15 protein-coding genes are annotated in these 20,182 nt (G+C 73.5%); 1 reads left to right on the forward strand and 14 read right to left on the reverse strand.

What is annotated here, in order from left to right; all coding sequences use genetic code 11:
• Window positions 1-15 precede the first annotated feature (15 nt).
• The 10 genes from ACIPXB_RS18120 to ACIPXB_RS18165 form a co-directional block, all read right to left on the reverse strand.
• Window positions 16-444, reverse strand: coding sequence for a hypothetical protein (locus ACIPXB_RS18120; protein ID WP_401450658.1), 429 nt, complete (start codon window positions 442-444; stop codon window positions 16-18).
• An 80-nt stretch (window positions 445-524) separates the two neighbouring features.
• Window positions 525-1,697, reverse strand: coding sequence for a type VII secretion-associated serine protease mycosin (mycP, locus tag ACIPXB_RS18125; RefSeq protein ID WP_401450661.1), 1,173 nt, complete (start codon window positions 1,695-1,697; stop codon window positions 525-527).
• Window positions 1,698-1,723: 26 nt separating this feature from the next.
• Entirely contained in the window at window positions 1,724-3,181 is a 1,458-nt protein-coding gene (locus ACIPXB_RS18130) for a WXG100 family type VII secretion target (protein ID WP_401450664.1), read from the reverse strand.
• Window positions 3,181-3,660, reverse strand: coding sequence for a hypothetical protein (locus ACIPXB_RS18135; RefSeq protein WP_401450666.1), 480 nt, complete (start codon window positions 3,658-3,660; stop codon window positions 3,181-3,183). The genes ACIPXB_RS18130 and ACIPXB_RS18135 overlap by 1 nt, the downstream gene beginning before the upstream one ends.
• A 199-nt stretch (window positions 3,661-3,859) precedes the next feature.
• Window positions 3,860-6,178: a xanthine dehydrogenase family protein molybdopterin-binding subunit gene (locus ACIPXB_RS18140; RefSeq protein WP_401450809.1), complete on the reverse strand. Its 2,319-nt coding sequence runs from the start codon at window positions 6,176-6,178 to the stop codon at window positions 3,860-3,862.
• Between the two features lie 32 nt (window positions 6,179-6,210).
• Window positions 6,211-8,790 carry a 2Fe-2S iron-sulfur cluster-binding protein gene (locus tag ACIPXB_RS18145; RefSeq protein ID WP_401450668.1) on the reverse strand — a complete coding sequence of 860 codons (2,580 nt, stop codon included), beginning with the start codon at window positions 8,788-8,790 and terminating at the stop codon, window positions 6,211-6,213.
• Window positions 8,787-9,668: an FAD binding domain-containing protein gene (locus tag ACIPXB_RS18150; protein WP_401450671.1), complete on the reverse strand. Its 882-nt coding sequence runs from the start codon at window positions 9,666-9,668 to the stop codon at window positions 8,787-8,789. Before ACIPXB_RS18150 ends, ACIPXB_RS18145 begins: the two co-directional genes overlap by 4 nt.
• Before the next feature lie 333 nt (window positions 9,669-10,001).
• Window positions 10,002-11,768, reverse strand: coding sequence for a beta-N-acetylhexosaminidase (locus ACIPXB_RS18155; protein ID WP_401450673.1), 1,767 nt, complete (start codon window positions 11,766-11,768; stop codon window positions 10,002-10,004).
• Window positions 11,769-12,011: 243 nt separating this feature from the next.
• Window positions 12,012-12,296, reverse strand: a complete 285-nt coding sequence (locus ACIPXB_RS18160; RefSeq protein ID WP_401450676.1) for a DUF3039 domain-containing protein — start codon at window positions 12,294-12,296, stop codon at window positions 12,012-12,014.
• Window positions 12,297-12,325: 29 nt separating this feature from the next.
• Window positions 12,326-12,886 (reverse strand): YqgE/AlgH family protein, encoded by a 561-nt coding sequence (locus ACIPXB_RS18165; protein WP_401450678.1) that lies wholly within the window; start codon window positions 12,884-12,886, stop codon window positions 12,326-12,328.
• Window positions 12,887-13,171: 285 nt separating this feature from the next.
• Here ACIPXB_RS18165 and murA point away from each other — a divergent pair, with 285 nt between their 5' ends.
• Complete coding sequence (gene murA / locus ACIPXB_RS18170; protein ID WP_401450680.1) at window positions 13,172-14,512, forward strand: UDP-N-acetylglucosamine 1-carboxyvinyltransferase; 1,341 nt, start codon at window positions 13,172-13,174, stop codon at window positions 14,510-14,512.
• A gap of 96 nt (window positions 14,513-14,608) precedes the next feature.
• On the opposite strand, the gene ACIPXB_RS18175 is transcribed toward murA, so the two are convergent.
• The 4 genes from ACIPXB_RS18175 to ACIPXB_RS18190 all read right to left on the reverse strand — a co-directional run bounded on the left by ACIPXB_RS18175 (window position 14,609) and on the right by ACIPXB_RS18190 (window position 20,143).
• Complete coding sequence (locus ACIPXB_RS18175) at window positions 14,609-14,890, reverse strand: HU family DNA-binding protein (protein WP_030875040.1); 282 nt, start codon at window positions 14,888-14,890, stop codon at window positions 14,609-14,611.
• A 312-nt stretch (window positions 14,891-15,202) separates the two neighbouring features.
• Entirely contained in the window at window positions 15,203-16,627 is a 1,425-nt protein-coding gene (locus tag ACIPXB_RS18180) for an NAD-dependent malic enzyme (RefSeq protein WP_401450683.1), read from the reverse strand.
• A 446-nt stretch (window positions 16,628-17,073) separates the two neighbouring features.
• Complete coding sequence (locus ACIPXB_RS18185; protein ID WP_401450686.1) at window positions 17,074-19,395, reverse strand: HelD family protein; 2,322 nt, start codon at window positions 19,393-19,395, stop codon at window positions 17,074-17,076.
• 187 nt (window positions 19,396-19,582) lie between these two features.
• On the reverse strand, window positions 19,583-20,143 hold the full coding sequence (locus tag ACIPXB_RS18190) for a CGNR zinc finger domain-containing protein (RefSeq protein WP_401450688.1): 561 nt from the start codon (window positions 20,141-20,143) through the stop codon (window positions 19,583-19,585).
• Window positions 20,144-20,182 lie beyond the last annotated feature (39 nt).

The following is a 20,182-nucleotide window of genomic DNA, read 5'->3' on the forward strand; positions in this document are numbered from 1 at the left end:
TCGTGCCTTCCTCGGCTACTTGAGGTACTCGTTGATCTTCGAGGCGTTGAGCGTGGTGACGAGGTCGCGCTCTTCGTGTTCGTGATGGGTGACGGTGTAGTCGCAGTGGTTGGAGATGTTCGCGCAGGCGGCGACGAGCACCTTCAGCTGGGAGCTCCAGCGGTCGTGGACCATGAGGAGGGCGGAGCCGCTGGTGAAGTTCTGCCGTGTGAGCGCGTTCGCACCCTCGAAGGTGGCGACGCGGGCGTGGTCGCCGTCGGTCTGGAGGCGGTTGTGCAGCTTGAACGCCTCGCTGCCGATGGCCCCGATGTGGTCGTCCTCGATCTTCAGATCGGCCTTGCCGCCGCTGCCGCCGCCGGGTTCGGGGGCGACCTGGTTGAGCCGCATCGCCACGCCGGTGTGGGCGCCGGAGCGCGCCGAGGACCACTCTTGCTCGAAGGACATGCGATGTTCCCCGTTCTCGGTGTGTGCGACCAGCGACCGGCGACCGGCGGGGCGGCCCGCTCGGTTCGGCGCCGCCTTGTCTACCGGTTCCGCTGCCTGACGACAACCGCCGTGACCGCGCCGCCGATCAGCACGCAGGCTGCGATCCCGAGCCCGATCCAGGTCCAGGGCAACCCGTCGGTGTCCTGCTGCGCCTTGGGCGCGGCAGCGTCGTCCGACCCGGTCGCCGGCGAACCGGCGGGCTCGGACGGCGACTTCGACCCGGCAGCCGCGGCGGCGAGGTCGGGCATCGGGAACTCGTTGGCGGGGCCGGGATCGCCGGGGGTGGTGAGGGCGACACGGGGGCGGACGGTGCCGTAGCCGATGGAATCGTTACGCTGCGCGCCGTCGCGGGGCTTGCCGGCGGTGTTGAGGAGGACGCGCAGGACCTGGTTGTTGGTCCAGTCGGGGTGGGCGGACCAGATCAGCGCGGCGGAGGCGGATACCAAGGCCGTACTGGCACTGGTGCCATGGCTGTTACAAACGCCTGTCTTTCCTGCGCAACCCGAGACGATTTCCATCCCAGGGGCAGACAAGTCGACCTGAGGCCCGTGTTGGGACTCCTTGGTCATGTTGGCTTGCTTGTCAACGGCGGACACGCCGACAACGCCCGGAGTGGCTGCAGGGTACAGAACCTCGTTCGTTCCAGCACCGGTGTTGCCTGTACCAGCAAAAATCAGCTTGCCTTTGGACAGGGCATACTTCACCGCATCTGCCAGGCCTGCGTCTTCCTTTGATCGCGCCAAGGACATATTGATGATCTTGGCGTCCGAATCCGCTGCGTAGCGAATAGCCATCACCCACGCGTTATCGCTCTTGGCTTGGCTGCCCTGGTGTCCGACGCGGATGGGCAGGATCTTGGCACCGGGCGCGAGCCCAAAGGACCCATCGCCCCCCGGCCCCTTGCCCGTGCCTGCGATGAGAGCCGCGATCGACGTTCCGTGAGTCTCGTAGTCCGTCCGCTCGTCACCCTCGTACGAGTCCGGCGCCAAGTCCTTGCCGGGAAGAACCTGGCCCTCCAGCTCGGGCAGACGCCCCACACCACTGTCGATGACAGCAACCGTGACGCCCCTGCCCGTGCTGGTCTTCCACATCTCGTCGGCCTGCATCGAGTCGAGATGCCATTGCATGGACCGGATGGTCTCCGCGTGGGCCGGAGTGGCGGTGACTCCGGCCAGCAGGAGGCCGATCAGGGCAGACGTGGTCTTACGCATGCGCATCTCGTGCAGGATCCGTTCGCTCAGTCGATCACGGGCGGGACAACACGACGGTTGCCCTGCCACGTCTCTTCGTCCTCGGTCAGGTAATCAGGGCGCTCGCCGTTCGGACCCTCGCGACGCTTGCCCGCGGTACGGGCGCCCGCGCCGGCGTGACCGACGGGACCGCCGACCGCGCCGGGGCCCTGGTTGCGTACGAGACCGGAACCGCCCTGCGTGAAGGGCTGACCGCCCGTACCCGAACGGCCGCCCGCACCCGGCTGGCGTCCGCCGACCAGACCGCCCGGCTCCTGAGCCAGACGTCGGCCACCGGCGGTGTTGTTCGGTCCGCCGACGTTGCCGCCCAGACCGCCGCCACCGCCCATCGCACGCCCGGTCTGGCCGGACTGTCCGCCCTCGCCGTGGCCGATGACCGTGCTGCGCGGGATCCCGGTGTTCGGGCCGCTCGTCGTGATCTGACGGCCACCGCTGATGCCGTTGTCGCGCGGGGGCAGGCCGGGGGAAACCGGGCTCTTGCCGAGAGGGCCAGGACCGGACTGCGGCGGGCGGGTGCCCGGACCACCGGGGCCGGGGCCGGGCAGACCCGGGCCGGGTCCGGCCGTCGGCGGAAGGGTGAAGGGCGGGAACGGACCCGGGTTACCCGGACCGGGACCGGGACCGACAGGAGGCCCGGGAAGGTTCGGCGTCACGGGCTGCGTCGAGGGCGGAAGCGTCTGGACGCTGTCGAGGTCGACGTTCACGTCCTTGTCGGGAATCGACGGAGGCGGGGTGGATACCGACGGCACCGTGGCGTCCGGGTTGGGGCCGTGTCCAGGCACCCACCCGGGCTTGTTGTCCGGCGTACTGCGATCATTTGCGACAGGCGTCGTCTCGCTGCTCGTGGTACGGCGAGCCCCATCACCCGTGCCCGGGTCGCGATAAACGTCCTGTCCGTCAAGAACGACTTCCGGAACGAACGTGTCCGGCGGCGGATTGAACGTAGGCGGCGTCAGGCCGTTCAGCCCCGTCGTCGACGCTTCGTACGACTGCGCCAGCCGCGTCATCGCGGTGATCGCCTCACGCCGGTCCGCCGCCAGCTTCGCCTGGGCCTTCGGGCCGATCGTCGCGGAGTCCGGGTCGTTGCGGTACTTGCGGGCCGCGTCGTAGTTCTCCTGCGCCGACGTGTCGAACGCCGGCATCGCCGACTTCGAGTCGCCCATCGTCGCGGCGGCGCGCGTCATCCACTTGCCGCTCTCGTCGCTGTACTCGGCCAGTCGCAGCGTGGTGTTGCCGGTCTCGTTGACCCATTCGTTGAAGGCGTCGGCGGCCTCGCCCTCCCAGTCCGCCACGCGGTACTTCTTGAGGTCCTCGCCGATCTGCTTGATGACCTTCGCCGCTTCGATCAGGTCCTTGCCGCGGCCGCTCGCCGCACCGCTGTTGACCGAGGCGATCATGGCCAGCAGCTGCTGGTGCGTGTAGTCCTCGAAATTCGTCGTCGCCATCAGAACTCACCCCCGGCCGTGCTGCCGTTCCCGACACGCCGCGCGTTCGGGTCGCGCTTCGCGTCGTACTTCTCCGAGATCGTCGCCGCCAGCCCCGCCATCCTGCGCTTCGTCTCGTCGTCCATGTTCTCGTAGCCCTTGCGCGAGAACACGACCGCGATGGCCAGTGCCTCCAGCTGGAGGGTGAGCACGTGGGAGAGCGTCTGCAGCTCGGTGACGGTCTTCGTGTACGCCGTGTGCAGCGCCGTCGCCTCGGTGAAGCCCGTGCCCAGGTTGTTCTTGGGCAGGTCGCCTTCCTTCTTCAGGTGCTTGTCACCCGCGGCCGAGCCCTCGAGCTTCGCGATCAGCTCGTCGACGCGGCTCTTGTACTTGTCCAGCTGGTCGTACTCGACCGAAAGCCTCTTCGCCTGTGCCGCGATCAGCGATGCCGTGCTCGACATGCTGCCCCCGAGCGAGGCGAACACCCCTTCCCATGCCACGATGGCCTCCCCGACTCCCCGTTGCTCCCCGTTGACACGGCGTTGCCGCCGCGCCTCGTCCCCGTACCCGTACTTGTCCCCGTCCCCGGGCCCGTTCGCACCCGTTCGCGCGCGGACTCACGCAGACGTACCGATCACTCTAGCGACCGGTTCCGACAGTCCCAAGTACGGGGTTGCACGTGCAATGCGGGTCACACGGTCACGAGTTGGATCCCGCCACCGCCGAGGAAGGGCGGATCGGGAGCCTGTTGACCGGGCGGCCAGTCGCCGCACGTACGGCCGAGGCTACCGCCGCGGGCGCCGTCACCACAGGGACCGCGCTCGCCGCCTTGGCACCGAAGGGGGCCACCACGTCGCGCTCCTCGACCAGTTTGACGATGCGGACCGACGGCGCGTCCAGGGCCGTCGGGAGGGCGTAGCCCGTCAGGTCCGGGTGGCGGACCAGGCCGGCGACGGTGCGGAGGTTCTCGGTGAGGGCCGCTCCGACGCCCTGGGTGACGCCCGCCTCGATACGGGCGTGCAGCTGGCGGGGGTTGAGGACGCGGCCGACGTCCTGGGCGACGGCGAGTTCGACGACGCGGACCGAGCCGAGCTCGACGTCCACGTCGACCACCGCGCGGATCGCGCAGAAGGCGAGGCCGACGAACGCGTCGCCCTGGCCGTCGGCGTCCAGCGGCTCGGTGGGGTGGGGGCGGCACTGGGCGGTGGCCCAGAGTTCCTTGCCGGCCACCGCCTCCGCCACCGTGGTCGAGAACGCGCCGTCGTACGACGTGATCCGGCCGTCCGTGATCTGGAGCAGCTCGGTGGACATGCCGAGCTGGTGCGCCATCGGCTGGAGCAGCTGCGTACGGACCATCTTGGCCGCCCGTTCGACCGCGCCGCCCGAGACCCAGGTGTGGCGGCCGTGCGTGGCGGGGCCGGCCGGGGGCTGGTCGGTGTCGACGGGGGCCACGACGACCTCGTCCAGGCCCAGGACCTCCTGGACGATCTGCCGGGCCAGCGTCGCGAAGCCCTGACCGGTCTCCACGGCCGCGCAGATGACGGTGGCGATGCCGCCGTGCACCTTGACGGTGGCCGTCGAGACCTCGTCGGCGCCCTCCGCGCCGAGCATGTGGACCATGCCGACGCCGTAGCCGACGCCGCGCCGTACGGCTCCGGGCTCGCCCGCGCCCTCGGGACCGCCGGGCAGCAGCCAGTCCTCGGCCGGGGAGTCCTTGGGCAGGGAGGGAAGTTCGGCATCGCGCACCGCGCGCAGGAGTTCGGCGACCGGGGCCGGGCAGGTCACCGTCTGGCCGGTCGGGAGCAGGTCGCCGGTGGCCAGGACGTTGCGCAGGCGCAGTTCGGCGCCGTCGATGCCGAGGGCGGCGGCGAGCTTGTCCATCTGGCCCTCGTAGGCCGCGCAGACCTGGAGGGCGCCCTCGCCGCGGACGTGGCCGGAGGGCGGGTTGTTGGTACGGACGGCCCAGCCCTCGACGAAGGCGTGCGGGACGACGTACGGGCCGCAGGCGAAGGCCACGGCGGCGGCGAGCGATTCGGCCGAGGAGTCGGCGTAGGCGCCGGCGTCCATCAGGATCTGCGCCTCGACCTTGACCAGGCGGCCCTCGGCGTCCGCGTGGTGGCGGTAGCGCAGCAGGGTCGGGTGGCGGTGGGCGTGGCCGAGGAAGGACTCCTCGCGGGTGGCGGCGAGCTTGACCGGGCAGCCGGTGCGCAGCGCCAGGAGGCCGAGCGGGAGCTGGAAGGCGGAGTCCTCGCGGTCGGAGGTGGCGCCGGGGACGCCGGTGACGACGACCTTGACCCGCTCGGGCTCCAGGCCGAAGCAGGCGGCGGCCAGGTCGCGGTCGGTGTGCGGGTCGGTGGAGGCGGTGTAGAGCTCGACGCCGCCGTCGGGGCGGGGCACGGCGAGGCCGGCCTCGGCGCCGATGGGCGCCGGGTCCTGGCGGCCGATGCGGTAGAGGCCCTCGACGACCACCTCGCCGGTGGCCTCGGGGTCGCCGTAGCGCAGCGGGATGTGGCGGATCAGGTTGCCGTCCGGGTGGAGCGGGGCGGCTCCGAAGGACTGCTCGGGGTCGGTGACGGCGTCCAGCAGCTCGTACTCGACGGCGATCGCGGCGGCGGCCAGGCGCGCGGTGTCGGGGTGGTCGGCGGCGACGGCGGCGATGGGCTCGCCGTGGTGGCGCACGACGTCGTGGGCGAAGACGGGCCGGTCGGCGATGCGGCGGCCGTGCGTGGTGGCGCCGGGGACGTCGGCGTGGGTGACGACGGCGCGTACGCCCGGCATCTCGCGGGCGGCGGAGGTGTCGACGGAGAGGATGCGGGCGTGGGCGTGCGGGGAGCGGAGCACGGCGGCCCACAGCAGCCCCTCGGCCCAGAGGTCGGCGGCGTAGGGGAAGGTGCCCTCGGTCTTGGCGCGGGCGTCGGCGGGCAGGACGGAGGCGCCGAGTCCGCGCGGGGCGGACTGCGGTCCCTCGTCGCCCGCGCGGGCGCCCGTACCGCCGAGGGGGTCGGCCGTGGCCGTCACGCTCCCCGTCGCCGTCGCCGCGTCGTTCCCGCTCACGCCATGCCTCCGTGGTGGTCGGGGTGGATACCGCCCTCGCCGGGGGCGGCCTGGTGCGGGATACGGGGTTCGGGGCCGGGGCCGGGGCCGGGGCCGAAGCCAGGGCCAGGGCCGGGGCCGGGGCCGAAGCCAGGGCCAGGGCCAGGGCCAGGGCCAGGGCCAGGGCCAGGGCCGAAGTCGGGGTTGGGGCCCGCGGCGGTCGCTTCGGCGGCCGCGGCCGCCGCGGCGGCGTCGCGCTCGGCGACGACGTCGCGGACGGCGTCGACGACGCCCTGGTAGCCGGAGCAGCGGCAGAGGTTGCCGCAGAGGGCCTGGCGCGTCTCCAGCTCGCTGGGGGCGTGGTTGCCCTCCAGCAGGTCGTGGATGGTCATGGCCATGCCGGGCACGCAGAAGCCGCACTGAACGGCGCCGGAGCGGCACAGGGCCTGCTGTACGTCGGACAGCTCGCCGTTCTGGGCGAGGCCCTCGACGGTACGGACCTCGCTGCCGGCGGTGGTGGCGGCGGGCACGAGGCAGGACGCGACGAGCCGGCCGTCGACCTTGACGGCGCAGGCGCCGCACTCGCCCTGCGAGCAGCCGTCCTTGGCGCCGGCGAGGCCGAGGCGCTCGCGCAGCACGTAGAGCAGCGACTCACCGATCCAGGCGCCGGTGACGGGGCGGTCGGCGCCGTTGACGCGGAGGACGTAGGAGGCGAGCGGGTGCTCGTGGTGCCCCCCGTGATCGGGGGCGGTCCCGGTCGCATCGGCCTGCGCGGTCACCTCCCCCTCGGGCAGTTGGGCACCCGGGTCCGGGGTCTGCGCCCCGTCGGCGGGGGTGTCCCCCGCGTGTACGTCGCCATGCCCGGCGACCGCGATTCCCTCGGCCGGGGTGTGCCCGGCGTACGGGTCGGCGTGCTCGCCCCCGGCGACCGCCGCACCGGGCAGGGCAACGCCCTCGGCCGGCGTGTGGCCCGCGTGCGCGTCGCCATGCCCGGCGACCGCGATTCCCTGGGCCGGGGTGTGACCCGCGTGTACGTCGCCGTGCCCGGCGGCCGCGATTCCCTCGGCCGGGGTGTGACCGGCGGCGTCGGGGGCCGGGGCCGGGTCCTCGGGCAGCGCGACACCCCTCGCCGGGGTGTACGTCCCGGCGGCGTCGGCACCGAAGTGCTCCTCGGTGGCGCCGGGGAAGGCGACTCCCCCGGGGGGCGTGTGCGCGGCGTACCCGTCGGCCTCGGCCGGCGCGGCGCCGGGGAAGGCGACCCCCTCGGCCGGGGTGTGGCCGCCCGCACCTGCGTACGGCTCGCCGTCGGCGCTCGCGCCACCGGGGAACGCGGTCCCCTCGGCCGGCGTGTGACCGGCGTACGCGCCGGTGGCGGTGAACGGCGTACCGGCGGGCGGGGTCCCGGGCGCGGCGGACGTCGGGGGGAGGTGATCGGCCGAGACGGCGTACGCACCGCCCGACGCGTACGGGTCGCCCTGCTCGACGATGGCGAACGAGACGCCCCCGCCCAGCGTGTGACCGGAGCCCTCGCCGGGGACCGGCACGCCGCCGCCCAGCGTGTGACCGGAGCCCTCGCCGGGGACCGGCACGCCCCCGCCCAGCGTGTGACCGGAGCCCTCGCCAGAGACCGGCACGCCCCCGCCCAGCGTGTGACCGGAGCCCTCGCCGGGGACCGGTACGCCGTTCGCCGGGGTGTGCTCCGGGGCGCCGGGGTAACCGGCCGCCGCTGCGTACGGGTCGCCGTGGCCGGTGGCGTCGGCGAACGACACGCCGCCGCCCAGCGTGTGGCCGTGCGGGGCCGCGTACGGATCGGTGTGCTCGGCGCCCGTGAAGGAGATGCCCTCGCCCAGGGTGTGGCCGGAGGCCGGGCTGCCCGTCGGGTGCGGGCGTTCGGCCGACGCCGGGGCGGGGGCCGTGGCGTGGGTGGCCTCGACGTCCGGGGCCGGGTGGACGCCCGGCTCGCCCTCGGGGAGGGTGCCCACCCCGGGGCCGCCCAGGACGCGCCGGAACGCCGGGGTCGTGCCGACGCCCGGACCGCCCAGCAGTCGCTGGCCGGATCCCGACGCCGGCGCCGCGGCCGTGGTGTCCGGGAGGACACCGGCGCTCAGGGTGGCCGGCGCGTGGCCGCCCTCGGGCTCGCCGGCGTCCGCGTCGGGGGCGGACGCGGCGGCGAAGTCCGGGTGGGAGGCCCACGGTGCGGCCGCTCCGCCCGGGAGGGTGGCCGGCGCCTGGCTCCAGTCGGCGGACGGCGTCGCGGGCGCGGCGGGCGTGGCCCGCACGGCCTCCGGGAACTGCCACTCCGCCGTCGACGTGTCGGCTCCGCCGCCGTCCGCGCCCGCCTCCGGCCACTGCACCGGAAGCGTCCACGTGCCCGTCGCCGACGGGTCCGCGGTGGCCGCCGTGTTCAGCGGCACGATCATCGGCGGCGGGACGTACCCGTGCCCGGGCGCGGCCAGCGGTTCGCCCGTGCCCAGCGCCTCCAGCATGTCGTCGGGCAGCTCGACGAACGCCGTGGCGTCCGAGTCGTAGTCGCCGCCGTGCGGCACCGGCTCCCAGCCGAAGCCGCCGGTGCCGGAAACGTTCTCGTTCTCACTCATGAGGTCAGCGCCCTCCCCAGGGCCCTCCGTGCCAGCACGGCCACCGTCCGCCGCAGATGCAGTACGCCCGCCGGAACCGGGTCGCCCTGGTCCGGAACGCAGGCGGCCGCCACGTACTCGCCGAAGGCCTCCAGGGCCTCCGGTGCCAGCGACCGCTCCCCGTCCCAGTCGATCAGCGAGGCCACCCACTGCTCGGCCTCCAGCGGCCGCAGCGGCATCGGCGCGACCGCGCCGACCGCGCAGCGCACACCGCGCCGGGCGGGGTCGAGGACCAGGCCGACCGAGGCCACCGCGCGGCCCGGCCCGGTCCGGCCGGTGGCCTTCAGGAACACCTGGGGGGCGTGCAGCAGCGGCACCCGTACGTAGCCGATCAGTTCGCCGGGGCGCAGCATCTCGCGGCCCGCCAGCAGGTGCGAGACCGGGATCTCGCGCCGGCCCTCCGGGCCGACGATGACCAGCACCGCCTCCAGCGCGGCCAGCACCGGCAGCGCGTCGCCCGAGGGGGCCCCGCTGGCGATGTTGCCGCCGAGCGTGCCGGCGTTGCGGATCTGCGGCGGGCCGGCGGCGCGCGCGGCCGCGGCCAGCGCCGGGATCAGGGCGGCGAAATCCGGCCGCCCCATCCGGGCGTGGGTGAGTCCCGCGCCGAGGAGCGCGTGTCCGTCCTGGTACTGCCAGCCGCGGATCTCGTTGATCCGGCCGAGGCCGACCAGTGCGGCGGGCCGCAGCAGTCCGGCGTTGACGGCCGCCATCAGATCGGTGCCTCCGGCAACCGGTACTGCGGCAGGCATGGCGGCGAGCGCCGCCACGGCCTCGTCGAGCGAGGCCGGCAGCGTCACGGACTGCGCCGCCTGCGCTGCGTGCGGTGCGTGCGTGGTCAACCCAGCTGCCCCTTCCCGATGTCCCGGTCCCGGCGCTCGCGCCTGTCCGCCGTACGGTACGTGCTCACCGCCGGGACGTGGCAACTCTGGCACATCTTCCGCACCGCCCGGCGCGAGGGTCCGCCGGGCGCCCCCTGGGCCACCTCCTCCCCCGCCCACCGCACCAACTCGCCCGATTTGCCCCGTACCAGGGGACATTCCGGCAGATGTGGCACGTTTCCCGGATCGGCCACGTCGCGACCCCAGGCCTGCCTGCCACGACCCCACGCGCCCCGGGCCACGGCCTCGCACCCGACGGCCACGGCCCCCGCCCCGCACCCGACGGCCACGGCCTCACGCCCGCGGCGGCGCGCCCTCCCTCGGGCGTCCCGGCACGCCCGGCCGCCGCTGCCACGGCCGCGGCCCGCCCGGCGGCCGGTAGTCGACCCCCAGCGCGTCCAGCCGGGCGTAGTGGGCCGCCATCCGGGCGGCGAAGCCCGCCCAGTCGCGCTCCGCGGGGGCCGGCAGGGCCGACCACATCACCTCGGCGAAGGCGGTCAGCCGGGGGAACGCCTGGTAGTCCACCCGGTTCTGGTTCTCCATCACCTCGGTCCACACGTTGGCCTGCCCGCCCAGGACGTGCGCCGCGGCCGCCGGCGACAGCTCCGGCGGCACCGGCTCGAAGCGGTAGACGTCCTCCAGCGTGCGCACGTACCCGATGGGCACCGGCTCGTCCGTGCCGCCGTCCTGACGGTGGTCCAGATAGACCTGCTGCTCCGGGCACATCACCACGTCGTGCCCGGCCTCCGCCGCCGCGACGCCGCCCGCGTAGCCGCGCCAGGAGGACACCGCGGCGCCCGGGGCCAGTCCGCCCTCCAGGATCTCGTCCCAGCCGATGAGGCGGCGCCCGCGCGCGGCGAGCCAGGTGTCGAAGTGCCGGACGAACCACGCCTGCAGCTCGTCCTCACCGGCCAGCCCGAGCTCACGGATCCGGCCCTGCGCGACCGCCGAGGCCCGCCACTGCGTCTTGGGGCACTCGTCGCCGCCGATGTGCACGAACGGCGAGACCTCCGCCGGGAAGAGCTCCAGCAGCTCCTCGAAGACGCCCTCGTAGAAGCGCAGGACGGCCTCGGTCGGCGCGAGCACGTTCTCGCTGATGCCCCACCGGTCCCACACGCCGAGCGCGGCGGTGTCGACGACGTCGGTGTTCCCGAGCTCCGGGTACGCCGCGATCGCCGCCTGCGCGTGGCCCGGCACGTCGATCTCGGGGACGACGCGGATGTGCCGCTCGGCGGCGTACGCGGCGATCTCGCGCAGGTCGTCCTGGGTGTAGAAGCCGCCGTGCGGGGTGTCGTCCCACAGCCGCGAGGAGCCGTGGCCCCGCCGGCTGCGGGGCCGCCACGCGCCGACGCCCGTGAGCCGCGGATAGCGCTTGATCTCCACGCGCCAGCCCTGGTCGTCCGTCAGGTGCAGGTGCAGGACGTTGAGCTTGTGCGCCGCGAGCAGGTCCAGGTAGCGCAGGACGCCGTCCTTGGGCAGGAAGTGCCGGGCGACGTCGAGCATCAGGCCGCGCCAGGCGAAGCGCGGGGCGTCCTCGATCGCGGTGTGCGGCAGCCGCCAGGGGCGGCCCGGCCGCAGCGGCGCCCGCCGGTACGCCCGCGGCCCCAGCAGCTGACGCAGCGTCTGCGCGGCCCAGAACACCCCGGCCGCGCTCCCGCCGGCCAGCGCCACCCCGTCCGCGCCGACGGTCAGCCGGTACGCCTCGGGAGCCAGCCCCGCGTCGACCCGCAGCCGCACAACGTCCGGTACGCCGTCCCGTACGCCCTCCGCCCGACCGTCCCGCACGCCGTCCCGTACGCCGCCCGCCCCGCCGTCCCGTACGCCGCCCGCCCCGCCGTCCCGTACGCCGCCCGCCCCGCCGTCCCGTACGCCGCCCGCCCCGCCGTCCCGTACGCCGTCCGGCCGCGCGGTGGGCAGCTCCCAGCCGGTGGCCGCCCCCAGCTCCCGGCGCAGCCAGCGGGCGACCCGCTCGGTGCCGGGGCCGACCGCCAGGGCGGGGTCGAGGAGTTCGAGGTGGCCGGGGCCGACGGCCACGTGCACCGGTGCCGGAATGAGATCCATGACGTCCCTTCGCCGGACGGACGCGCAGGACGCGTAGACCGTTGCACGATGCGCAACGACCGTTTCGCGGAGCGCTTTGCCGCCGACCCTAGTACGCCGAGGGCCCCCGGAGCGCGCGGTTGCGCGCCCCGGGGGCCCTCGGTCGTACGTCGTGCGTCGTGCGTCGTGCGCCGTGCACCGTCCCCCGGCAGCGGGAGCCCCGGCCGTGGCCGTGACCCCGGCCGGACGGCCGCTCGGTGGGGGCTACTTGTCCTTGCCGCCCTTGTCCTTGTCCCCGCCGGGACCCATGGAGTCGTAGATCTCCTTGCACATGGGGCAGACCGGGTACTTCTTCGGGTCGCGGCCCGGCACCCAGACCTTGCCGCAGAGCGCGACGACGGGAGTCCCGTCGAGTGCGCTCGCCATGATCTTGTCCTTCTGGACGTAATGGGCGAAGCGCTCGTGGTCGCCGTCGCCGTGGGACACCTGCGGCGTCGGCTCTACGAGGGTCCCCGCGCCAGTCCCGCGCTCGGGCTCAAGAGTGCTCATACCGGCAAGGGTACTGAACCCCGCGGGCCTCAGTTGAGCGACGGGTCGTCCGGATAGGTGGCGACCATCGCGAGCTCGCTGCGCTGGCGTCGCAGGACCGCCCGCCACAGCTGCTCGGGCACCGGGTGGGACACGTCCCCGGGCTCGGACTCCACCACGTACCAGGCGCCGTCGCTGAGCTCGTCCTCCAGCTGGCCGGGGCCCCAGCCGGAGTACCCGGCGAAGATCCGCAGCGACCCCAGGGCGCTGGCCAGCAGCTCCGGCGGCGCCTCCAGGTCCACCAGGCCGATGGCGCCGTGCACCCGTCTCCAGCCCAGCGGGCCCTCCTCACCGGGGATCACCGCGATGCCGAGGGCGGAGTCGAGGGCGACCGGGCCGCCCTGGAAGACCACCCCCGGATCGCCGGCCAGCGCCGCCCAGGGCAGCAGGACGTCGCCGACGTCCACGGGGGTGGGCCGGTTGAGGACCACGCCGAGCGAGCCCTGCTCGTCGTGGTCGAGCAGCAGCACCACCGCGCGGTCGAAGTTCGGGTCCGCGAGGGCGGGGGTGGCCACGAGCAGCCGCCCTGTGAGGGAGGACACCTCGGTCATGCCGACATGATCCCGCATCTTCGCCCTCCGGGGGGAGCGGGCGGTCGTACCGGATCGTACGCAGTTCAGGGCGCACGGCAGCAGCGAGGAGCGCGCGTACGGCCGGCCGGCGGAATGCAACACTCCGCCATGACACCGCCACTCAGGGTGCTGTGGCGAATTCATGACAGTCCTACGGCCACGTCAGCCTTACGAACCGGGGGGTGGTGCCCCTTACCCTTCTACCTGGCCCCCTGCCCACCCTCTCTCCGGCCCTGCCGGAAAGAACTCCGGAACGCGAGATTCATGACCGGCACAGACGATGTCCTGCTTGTCCACGGCGGTACCCCGCTCGAGGGCGAGATCCGTGTCCGCGGTGCGAAGAACCTCGTGCCCAAGGCCATGGTCGCCGCTCTGCTCGGCAGCGAGCCGAGCCGCCTGCGCAACGTGCCCGACATCCGTGACGTCCGGGTCGTGCGCGGCCTGCTGCAGCTGCACGGCGTAACGGTCCGCCCCGGCGAGGAGCCGGGCGAGCTCGTGCTCGACCCCACCCACGTCGAGAGCGCGAACGTCGCCGACATCGACGCCCACGCGGGTTCCTCGCGCATCCCGATCCTCTTCTGCGGCCCGCTGCTGCACCGCCTCGGCCACGCCTTCATCCCGGGCCTGGGCGGCTGCGACATCGGCGGCCGGCCGATCGACTTCCACTTCGACGTGCTGCGCCAGTTCGGCGCCACCATCGAGAAGCGTGAAGGCGGTCAGTACCTCGAGGCCCCGCAGCGGCTGCGCGGCTGCAAGATCCGCCTGCCCTACCCGTCGGTCGGTTCGACCGAACAGGTGCTCCTGACGGCCGTCCTGGCCGAGGGCGTCACCGAGCTGAGCAACGCCGCGGTGGAACCGGAGATCGAGGACCTCATCTGCGTCCTGCAGAAGATGGGCGCCATCATCTCCATGGACACCGACCGGACCATCCGGATCACCGGTGTGGACCGCCTCGGCGGCTACAACCACAAGGCGCTCCCGGACCGTCTGGAGGCCGCGTCGTGGGCCTCCGCGGCCCTGGCGACCGGCGGCAACATCTACGTGCGCGGCGCCCAGCAGCGTTCGATGATGACCTTCCTGAACACGTACCGGAAGGTCGGCGGCGCCTTCGAGATCGACGACAACGGCATCCGCTTCTGGCACCCGGGCGGCCCGCTGAACGCGATCGCCCTGGAGACGGACGTCCACCCCGGCTTCCAGACCGACTGGCAGCAGCCGCTGGTCGTGGCGCTGACGCAGGCCTCGGGCCTGTCCATCGTCCACGAGACGGTCTACGAGTCGCGCCTGGGCTTCACCTCCGCGCTCAACCAGATGGGCGCGCACATCCAGCTCTACCGCGAGTGCCTGGGCGGCTCCGCCTGCCGCTTCGGCCAGCGCAACTTCCTGCACTCCGCGGTCGTCTCCGGCCCGACCAAGCTGCAGGGCGCCGACCTGGTCATCCCCGACCTGCGCGGCGGCTTCTCGTACCTGATCGCGGCCCTGGCGGCCGAGGGCACCTCGCGGGTCCACGGCATCGACCTGATCAACCGCGGCTACGAGAACTTCATGGAGAAGCTGGTGGAACTCGGCGCGAAGGTCGAGCTCCCCAACGGCGACCTCGTGTAGGGCCCGTAGCGGCGAACATGCCGAAGGGCGGCCACCCGGTACCGGGTGGCCGCCCTTCGTCGTTCTACGAGGCCTGCGAGCCGTCGTACAAGGGACTTACTTGCCCTTGGCGGCTTCCTTGAGCTTGGAGCCCGCGGAGACCTTCACGCTGTAGCCGGCCGGGATCTGGATGGGGTCGCCGGTCTGCGGGTTGCGCGCGGTGCGAGCGGCACGGTGGGTGCGCTCGAAGGTCAGGAAGCCGGGGATGGTGACCTTCTCGTCGCCCTTGGCGACGACCTCGCCGATGGTCTCGGCGAGCGCGGCCAGAACGGCGTCGGCGTCCTTGCGGGTCACCTCGGCGCGCTCGGACAGAGCGGCCACCAGCTCACTGCGGTTCATGTTGTACTCCCGTGTTCAACTTGCCTATGAGGCGTGAGATCGAAAGCCGATGCTGCCAGGGCCCTCGGACAGTCCCCGGACCCGGGTCTGCCGTCAGACCCTCTCGCCACGGTTACGCATCCTGCCCCCACCAGCGGCGGGAAAGCCAATCCGGCACCCGCCAGGGTCACACGAAAAGCGCCACAGTCACGCCGCGGTGACGCTCCGTCCGCGCCCGTGGGTGAAACGGGGACGCGGCAGCCGCGGACCACGCGGGCATCCCCGCAACCCTAGAGGCGGCCCGCACCCGCCGCATCCCGCGACGCGCCGGGATCAGACGGACGTGGGGCCCGTCACAGCGGCCGTGGCGGCCTTGCGGACGGCTCCGGCGACCGCGCCGGCCACCTTGTCGTTGAAGACGGACGGAATGATGTAGTTCGCGTTCAGCTCGTCCTCGCCGACGACGTCGGCGAGCGCGCTGGCCGCGGCGAGCATCATGTCCGTGTTCACGGTGCGGGACTGAGCGTCCAGCAGACCGCGGAAGACGCCCGGGAAGACCAGCACGTTGTTGATCTGGTTCGGGAAGTCCGAGCGGCCGGTGGCCACCACGGCGGCGGTCTGACGGGCGACGGCCGGGTCGACCTCGGGGTCCGGGTTCGCGAGAGCGAACACGATGGCGCCCTCCGCCATGGCCGCGACGTCCTCCCCGCCGAGGACGTTGGGGGCCGAGACGCCGATGAACACGTCGGCACCGACGACGGCTTCCTTCAGGGTGCCGGTGTAGCCCTCGGGGTTGGTGTTGTCGGCGATCCAGCGCAGCGGCGAATCGGCGTGGGCGTCGACGAGGTCGGCGCGGCCCGCGTGCACGACACCGTGGATGTCCGCGACGACGGCGTTCTTCACGCCGGCCGCGAGCAGCAGCTTGAGGATGGCCGTACCGGCCGCGCCGGCACCGGACATGACGACCTTGACGTCCCCAACTGCCTTGCCCACGACGCGAAGTGCGTTGGTGAGGGCGGCCAGGACGACGATGGCGGTGCCGTGCTGGTCGTCGTGGAAGACCGGGATGTCCAGGGCCTCGCGCAGGCGCGCCTCGATCTCGAAGCAGCGGGGGGCGGAGATGTCCTCCAGGTTGATGCCGGCGAAGCCGGGGGCGATGGCCTTGACGATCGCCACGATCTCGTCGGTGTCCTGGGTGTCCAGGCACAGCGGCCAGGCGTCGATGCCCGCGAACCGCTTGAAGAGGGCCGCCTTGCCCTCCATGACGGGCAGCGCGGCCTTGGGGCCGATGTTGCCGAGGCCCAGGACGGCGGAGCCGTCCGTCACGACTGCGACGGAGTTGCGCTTGATGGTCAGACGCCGGGCGTCCTCGGGGTTCTCGGCGATCGCCATGCACACGCGGGCCACGCCCGGGGTGTAGATCATCGAGAGGTCGTCACGGTTGCGGATGGGGTGCTTGGACGCCATCTCGATCTTGCCGCCGAGGTGCATGAGGAACGTACGGTCGGAGACCTTGCCCAGCGAGACGCCCTCGATGCCGCGCAGCTTCTCGACGATCTCGTCGGCGTGCGCCGTGGAGGTGGCGGCGATCGTGACGTCGATACGGAGCTTCTCGTGGCCGGAGGCCGTCACATCGAGGCCGGTGACCGAACCGCCGGAGGACTCCACGGCGGTGGTGAGCTGGGAGACCGCGGTTCCGCTCGCGGGCACCTCCAGGCGGACCGTCATCGAGTACGAGACGCTGGGCGCCGTTGCCATGGCCGTGTTCCTCTGCATTCCCTGGGTTCCCTGTTTTCGCTGTACACGGGCCCCACACGCGGCGGGCGCGGCGGGACCTGTTGTCCGATCGTCCCACCTACTGGCCGGTACAAGGTAACCAGCTACAAATTTCGGAAAGACACTTCCACCATACGAGATACGCGGGGGTGCGGGGAAGGGTGGGCCCCTACGAAAAAGGTCCGCGCCCCTCACGAGGTGAGGGGCGCGGACCTGTAGAAACGTCTATGACACCGGCCCGCCATGCTCGCCTCGCGGCAAGTGGTCGCTCTAGGCGACGAAGGTTGGGCCCGGGGGCTTGGATCGAGCCGGTGTCGCTACCCAGGCTAACAAAGGATCGCCGGAACGGATCCCCCTCCCGGCAGCTGACCCGGCCTCACCACGCGAGTGGGCGCGGCCCGTCCGGCGGTACGCCCCACGCCTGGTCGCTACGCCTGGTCGCGCAGGAGTTCCGGGACGCCCGCCGCGTCCGGGGTGTCGCGGTCGTCCGAGACCACCGTCAGCTGCTGCGTGGCGCGCGTCAGGGCGACGTACAGCACGCGCAGGCCGGCCGGGGACTCCGCGGCGATCTCCGCCGGGGAGACGACCACCGTGGCGTCGTACTCCAGACCCTTGGCCTCCAGGCTGCCCAGGGCCACCGCCCGCTCGCCCAGGCCGGCCAGCCAGCCGGCCGCCTGCGCGCGCCGGTCCATGGCGACCACGACGCCGACCGTGCCGTCCACCTGGCCCAGCAGCCGCTCGGTCTCCGCGCGGACCGCCTCGCCCAGACCGTCTGCACCGGCACCCGCACCCGCACCCGCACCCGCGGCCACGAATCGGGGCGTGAGACCCGTCGAGCGGACCGCCGTCGGCGGCTCCATCCCGGGCATGGCCAGCCGCAGCACCTTCGCCGCGAGCGCGGCGATCTCCGCCGGGTTGCGGTAGTTCACGGTCAGCGTGAAGCGCCGGCGGGGCCGGCTGCCCAGCGCCTCGTCCCGCGCGGCCGCCGCCTCCTGCGGGTCCGACCAGGAGGACTGCGCCGGGTCACCGACCACCGTCCACGTGCCGTGCCGGCCGCGCCGGCCCACCATCCGCCACTGCATCGGCGTCAGGTCCTGCGCCTCGTCGACGATCACGTGCGCGTACTCGGTACGCTCCGCCGCCAGCCGCTCCGCCCGCTCCCGCGAGGTCTCCTCACGGGTCGGCATCAGCTCCTCCAGGCCCGTGAGCTGGTCCAGCGGGTCGAACTCCCGCTTGCGCCGCGGCCGCGCCGGGGCGCCCAGCAGCCCGTGCAGCTCGTCCAGCAGCGCCACGTCGTGCACCGACAGCTCCGCGCGGCGCAGCGAGCGCGCCAGCCGCCGGGTCTCGCCCGGGTTGAGCACCCGCCGCGACCAGCGGCCCAGCCGCCGCTCGTCGGCCATCGCCGTCAGGACCCCGCGCGGGGTCAGCTCCGGCCACCAGGCGTTCAGGAACTCCAGGAAGGAGTCCTCGGTGGAGACGTCGTCGTCGAAGCCGGAGCGCAGCTCGGCGGCCAGCTCCGGGTCGGTGTGCCGGCCCGCGCCGCCCGACTTGGCCCACAGGGCGTCCAGCAGCAGCCGGCGCGCCCGCGGCCGCAGCAGGTTGACCGGCGTGGAGGCGCCCAGCACCGACTGCCGGATCCGGTTCAGCTCGTCGGCCTCCAGCTCCTGGCGGCGGCCGAAGGCCACCACCCGCAGCCGGTCGGGGGCTCCGCCCAGCTCCAGGGATCCGTGGACGGCCTTGCGCAGCACCTTGAGCATCCGCGAGGAGCCCTTGATCCGGGCCACCGCCGGATCGTCGTACGTCGTCGCCTCGGCGCCGTCCACCAGCGAACCGAGGGCGCGGATGGCGACCTGGCCCTCCTCGCCGAGCGAGGGCAGCACGCCCTCGGTGTACGCCACCAGCAGCGGTGTCGGCGAGACGATCAGGATGCCGCCGGAGTAGCGGCGCCGGTCCTGGTAGAGCAGGTAGGCGGCGCGGTGCAGGGCGACCGCGGTCTTGCCGGTGCCCGGCCCGCCGGAGACCTCCGCGACCGAGGCGGCGGGCGCCCGGATGACCAGGTCCTGCTCGGCCTGGATGGAGGAGACGATGTCGCGCATGGAGTGCGTACGGGCCCGGCCGAGCGCGGCCATCAGCGCACCGTCGCCGATGGCGGGCAGCTCGACGCCGTCGAGGAACGCGGTGACCTCGGGACGCATCAGGTCGTCCTCGACGCCGAGCACCTTGCGCCCCTTGGAACGGATCACGCGCCGGCGCACGACCCGGCCCGGGTCCTTGGGCGTGGAGCGGTAGAACGGCGCGGCGGCCGGGGCCCGCCAGTCGATGACCAGCGGCGAGTAGTCGGCGTCGAGGACGCCGATGCGGCCGATGTGCAGGGTCTCGGCGACGTCGGCGGTGAGGTCGGCACGGATCGCGTCGTCGGCCGGCTCGACCGAGGTGTAGGCGCCGTCGGGACCGCGCTCGCCGTCCTTGCCGAGGACGAGGTCGATGCGGCCGAAGAGGAAGTCCTCGAACTCGTTGTTGAGCCGGTTGAGGTGGATCCCGGCCCGGAAGACCTGCGCGTCGCGCTCGGCGAGCGCACCGGGAGTGCCGACCTGGCCCCGCTTGGCCGCGTCGTTCATCAGGAACTCGGCCTCGTGGATCTTCTCCTCGAGGCGCCGGTACACCTGGTCCAGATGCGTCTGCTCGACCGCGATCTCCCGATCGCGGACGGAATCCGCCGTGCTGTCGACAGCGGCATCCTGCGCGGCCACCAAGGCCCCCTTCTGACGTGCGTGGGCGACCGTCAACCGTACGCGACCGGACCGGGTGTCCGCACGCCCGTACCGCGCGCCGGACGGCACGCGTCCCGTCCTCGGGACGACCGGATCGGGGCCGCGGTCGCGCCGGACCCCGGGCCCGGTCGCGCCCCGGACCCCGGGCCCGGTCGCGGGCCCGCGGTTATGCCGGCTTCGCCGCCAGGGTGCGGCGGCGGTGGCGCGCCACCCGCTCGCGGTTGCCGCACAGCTCGCTGGAGCACCAGCGGCGCCGGTGGCCGCGCGAGGTGTCCAGGTAGACGCGGGTACACCCGTCGCCCTCGCAGGCCCGCAGCAGGGCCACCTCGCCCGGGTCGGTCAGCAGCTCGACGGCGTCCCGGGCGACGGCCGCGAGCAGGGCCCCGCACTCGGCGCCGCCGCACAGCTCCCGCACCAGGTGTCCCTCCTGGTCCCGTACGGCACACAGGCCCGGGGGCGGACCGGCGGCCAGCGCGTTGACCCGGGTCAGCGCCGCGTCCTCGGGGACCGCGCCGCCGAGTTCGGCCCGTACGAGCGCGGCCACGTCCGCGCGCAGGGCCCAGAAGGGTGCCAGCCAGTCCGCTCCCACGCAGGTCAGCGGCGTCCGGTCGGGCACCAGCCCGGCTCCGGTGAGCCACTGGCGCAACGCGTCGCCGTCCCGGATGCCCTCCTGGGGCGTGAAGGTGGCCACCAGGTCCAGGCAGACCCGCCCGGAGTCGAACCACATGCCCGTCACCGCCTCGGTCGCCGTAGCTCCCCCAGAGTG

Origin of the sequence: Streptomyces sp. NPDC090022 (assembly GCF_044748145.1) — a bacterium.
GTDB lineage: Bacteria > Actinomycetota > Actinomycetes > Streptomycetales > Streptomycetaceae > Streptomyces.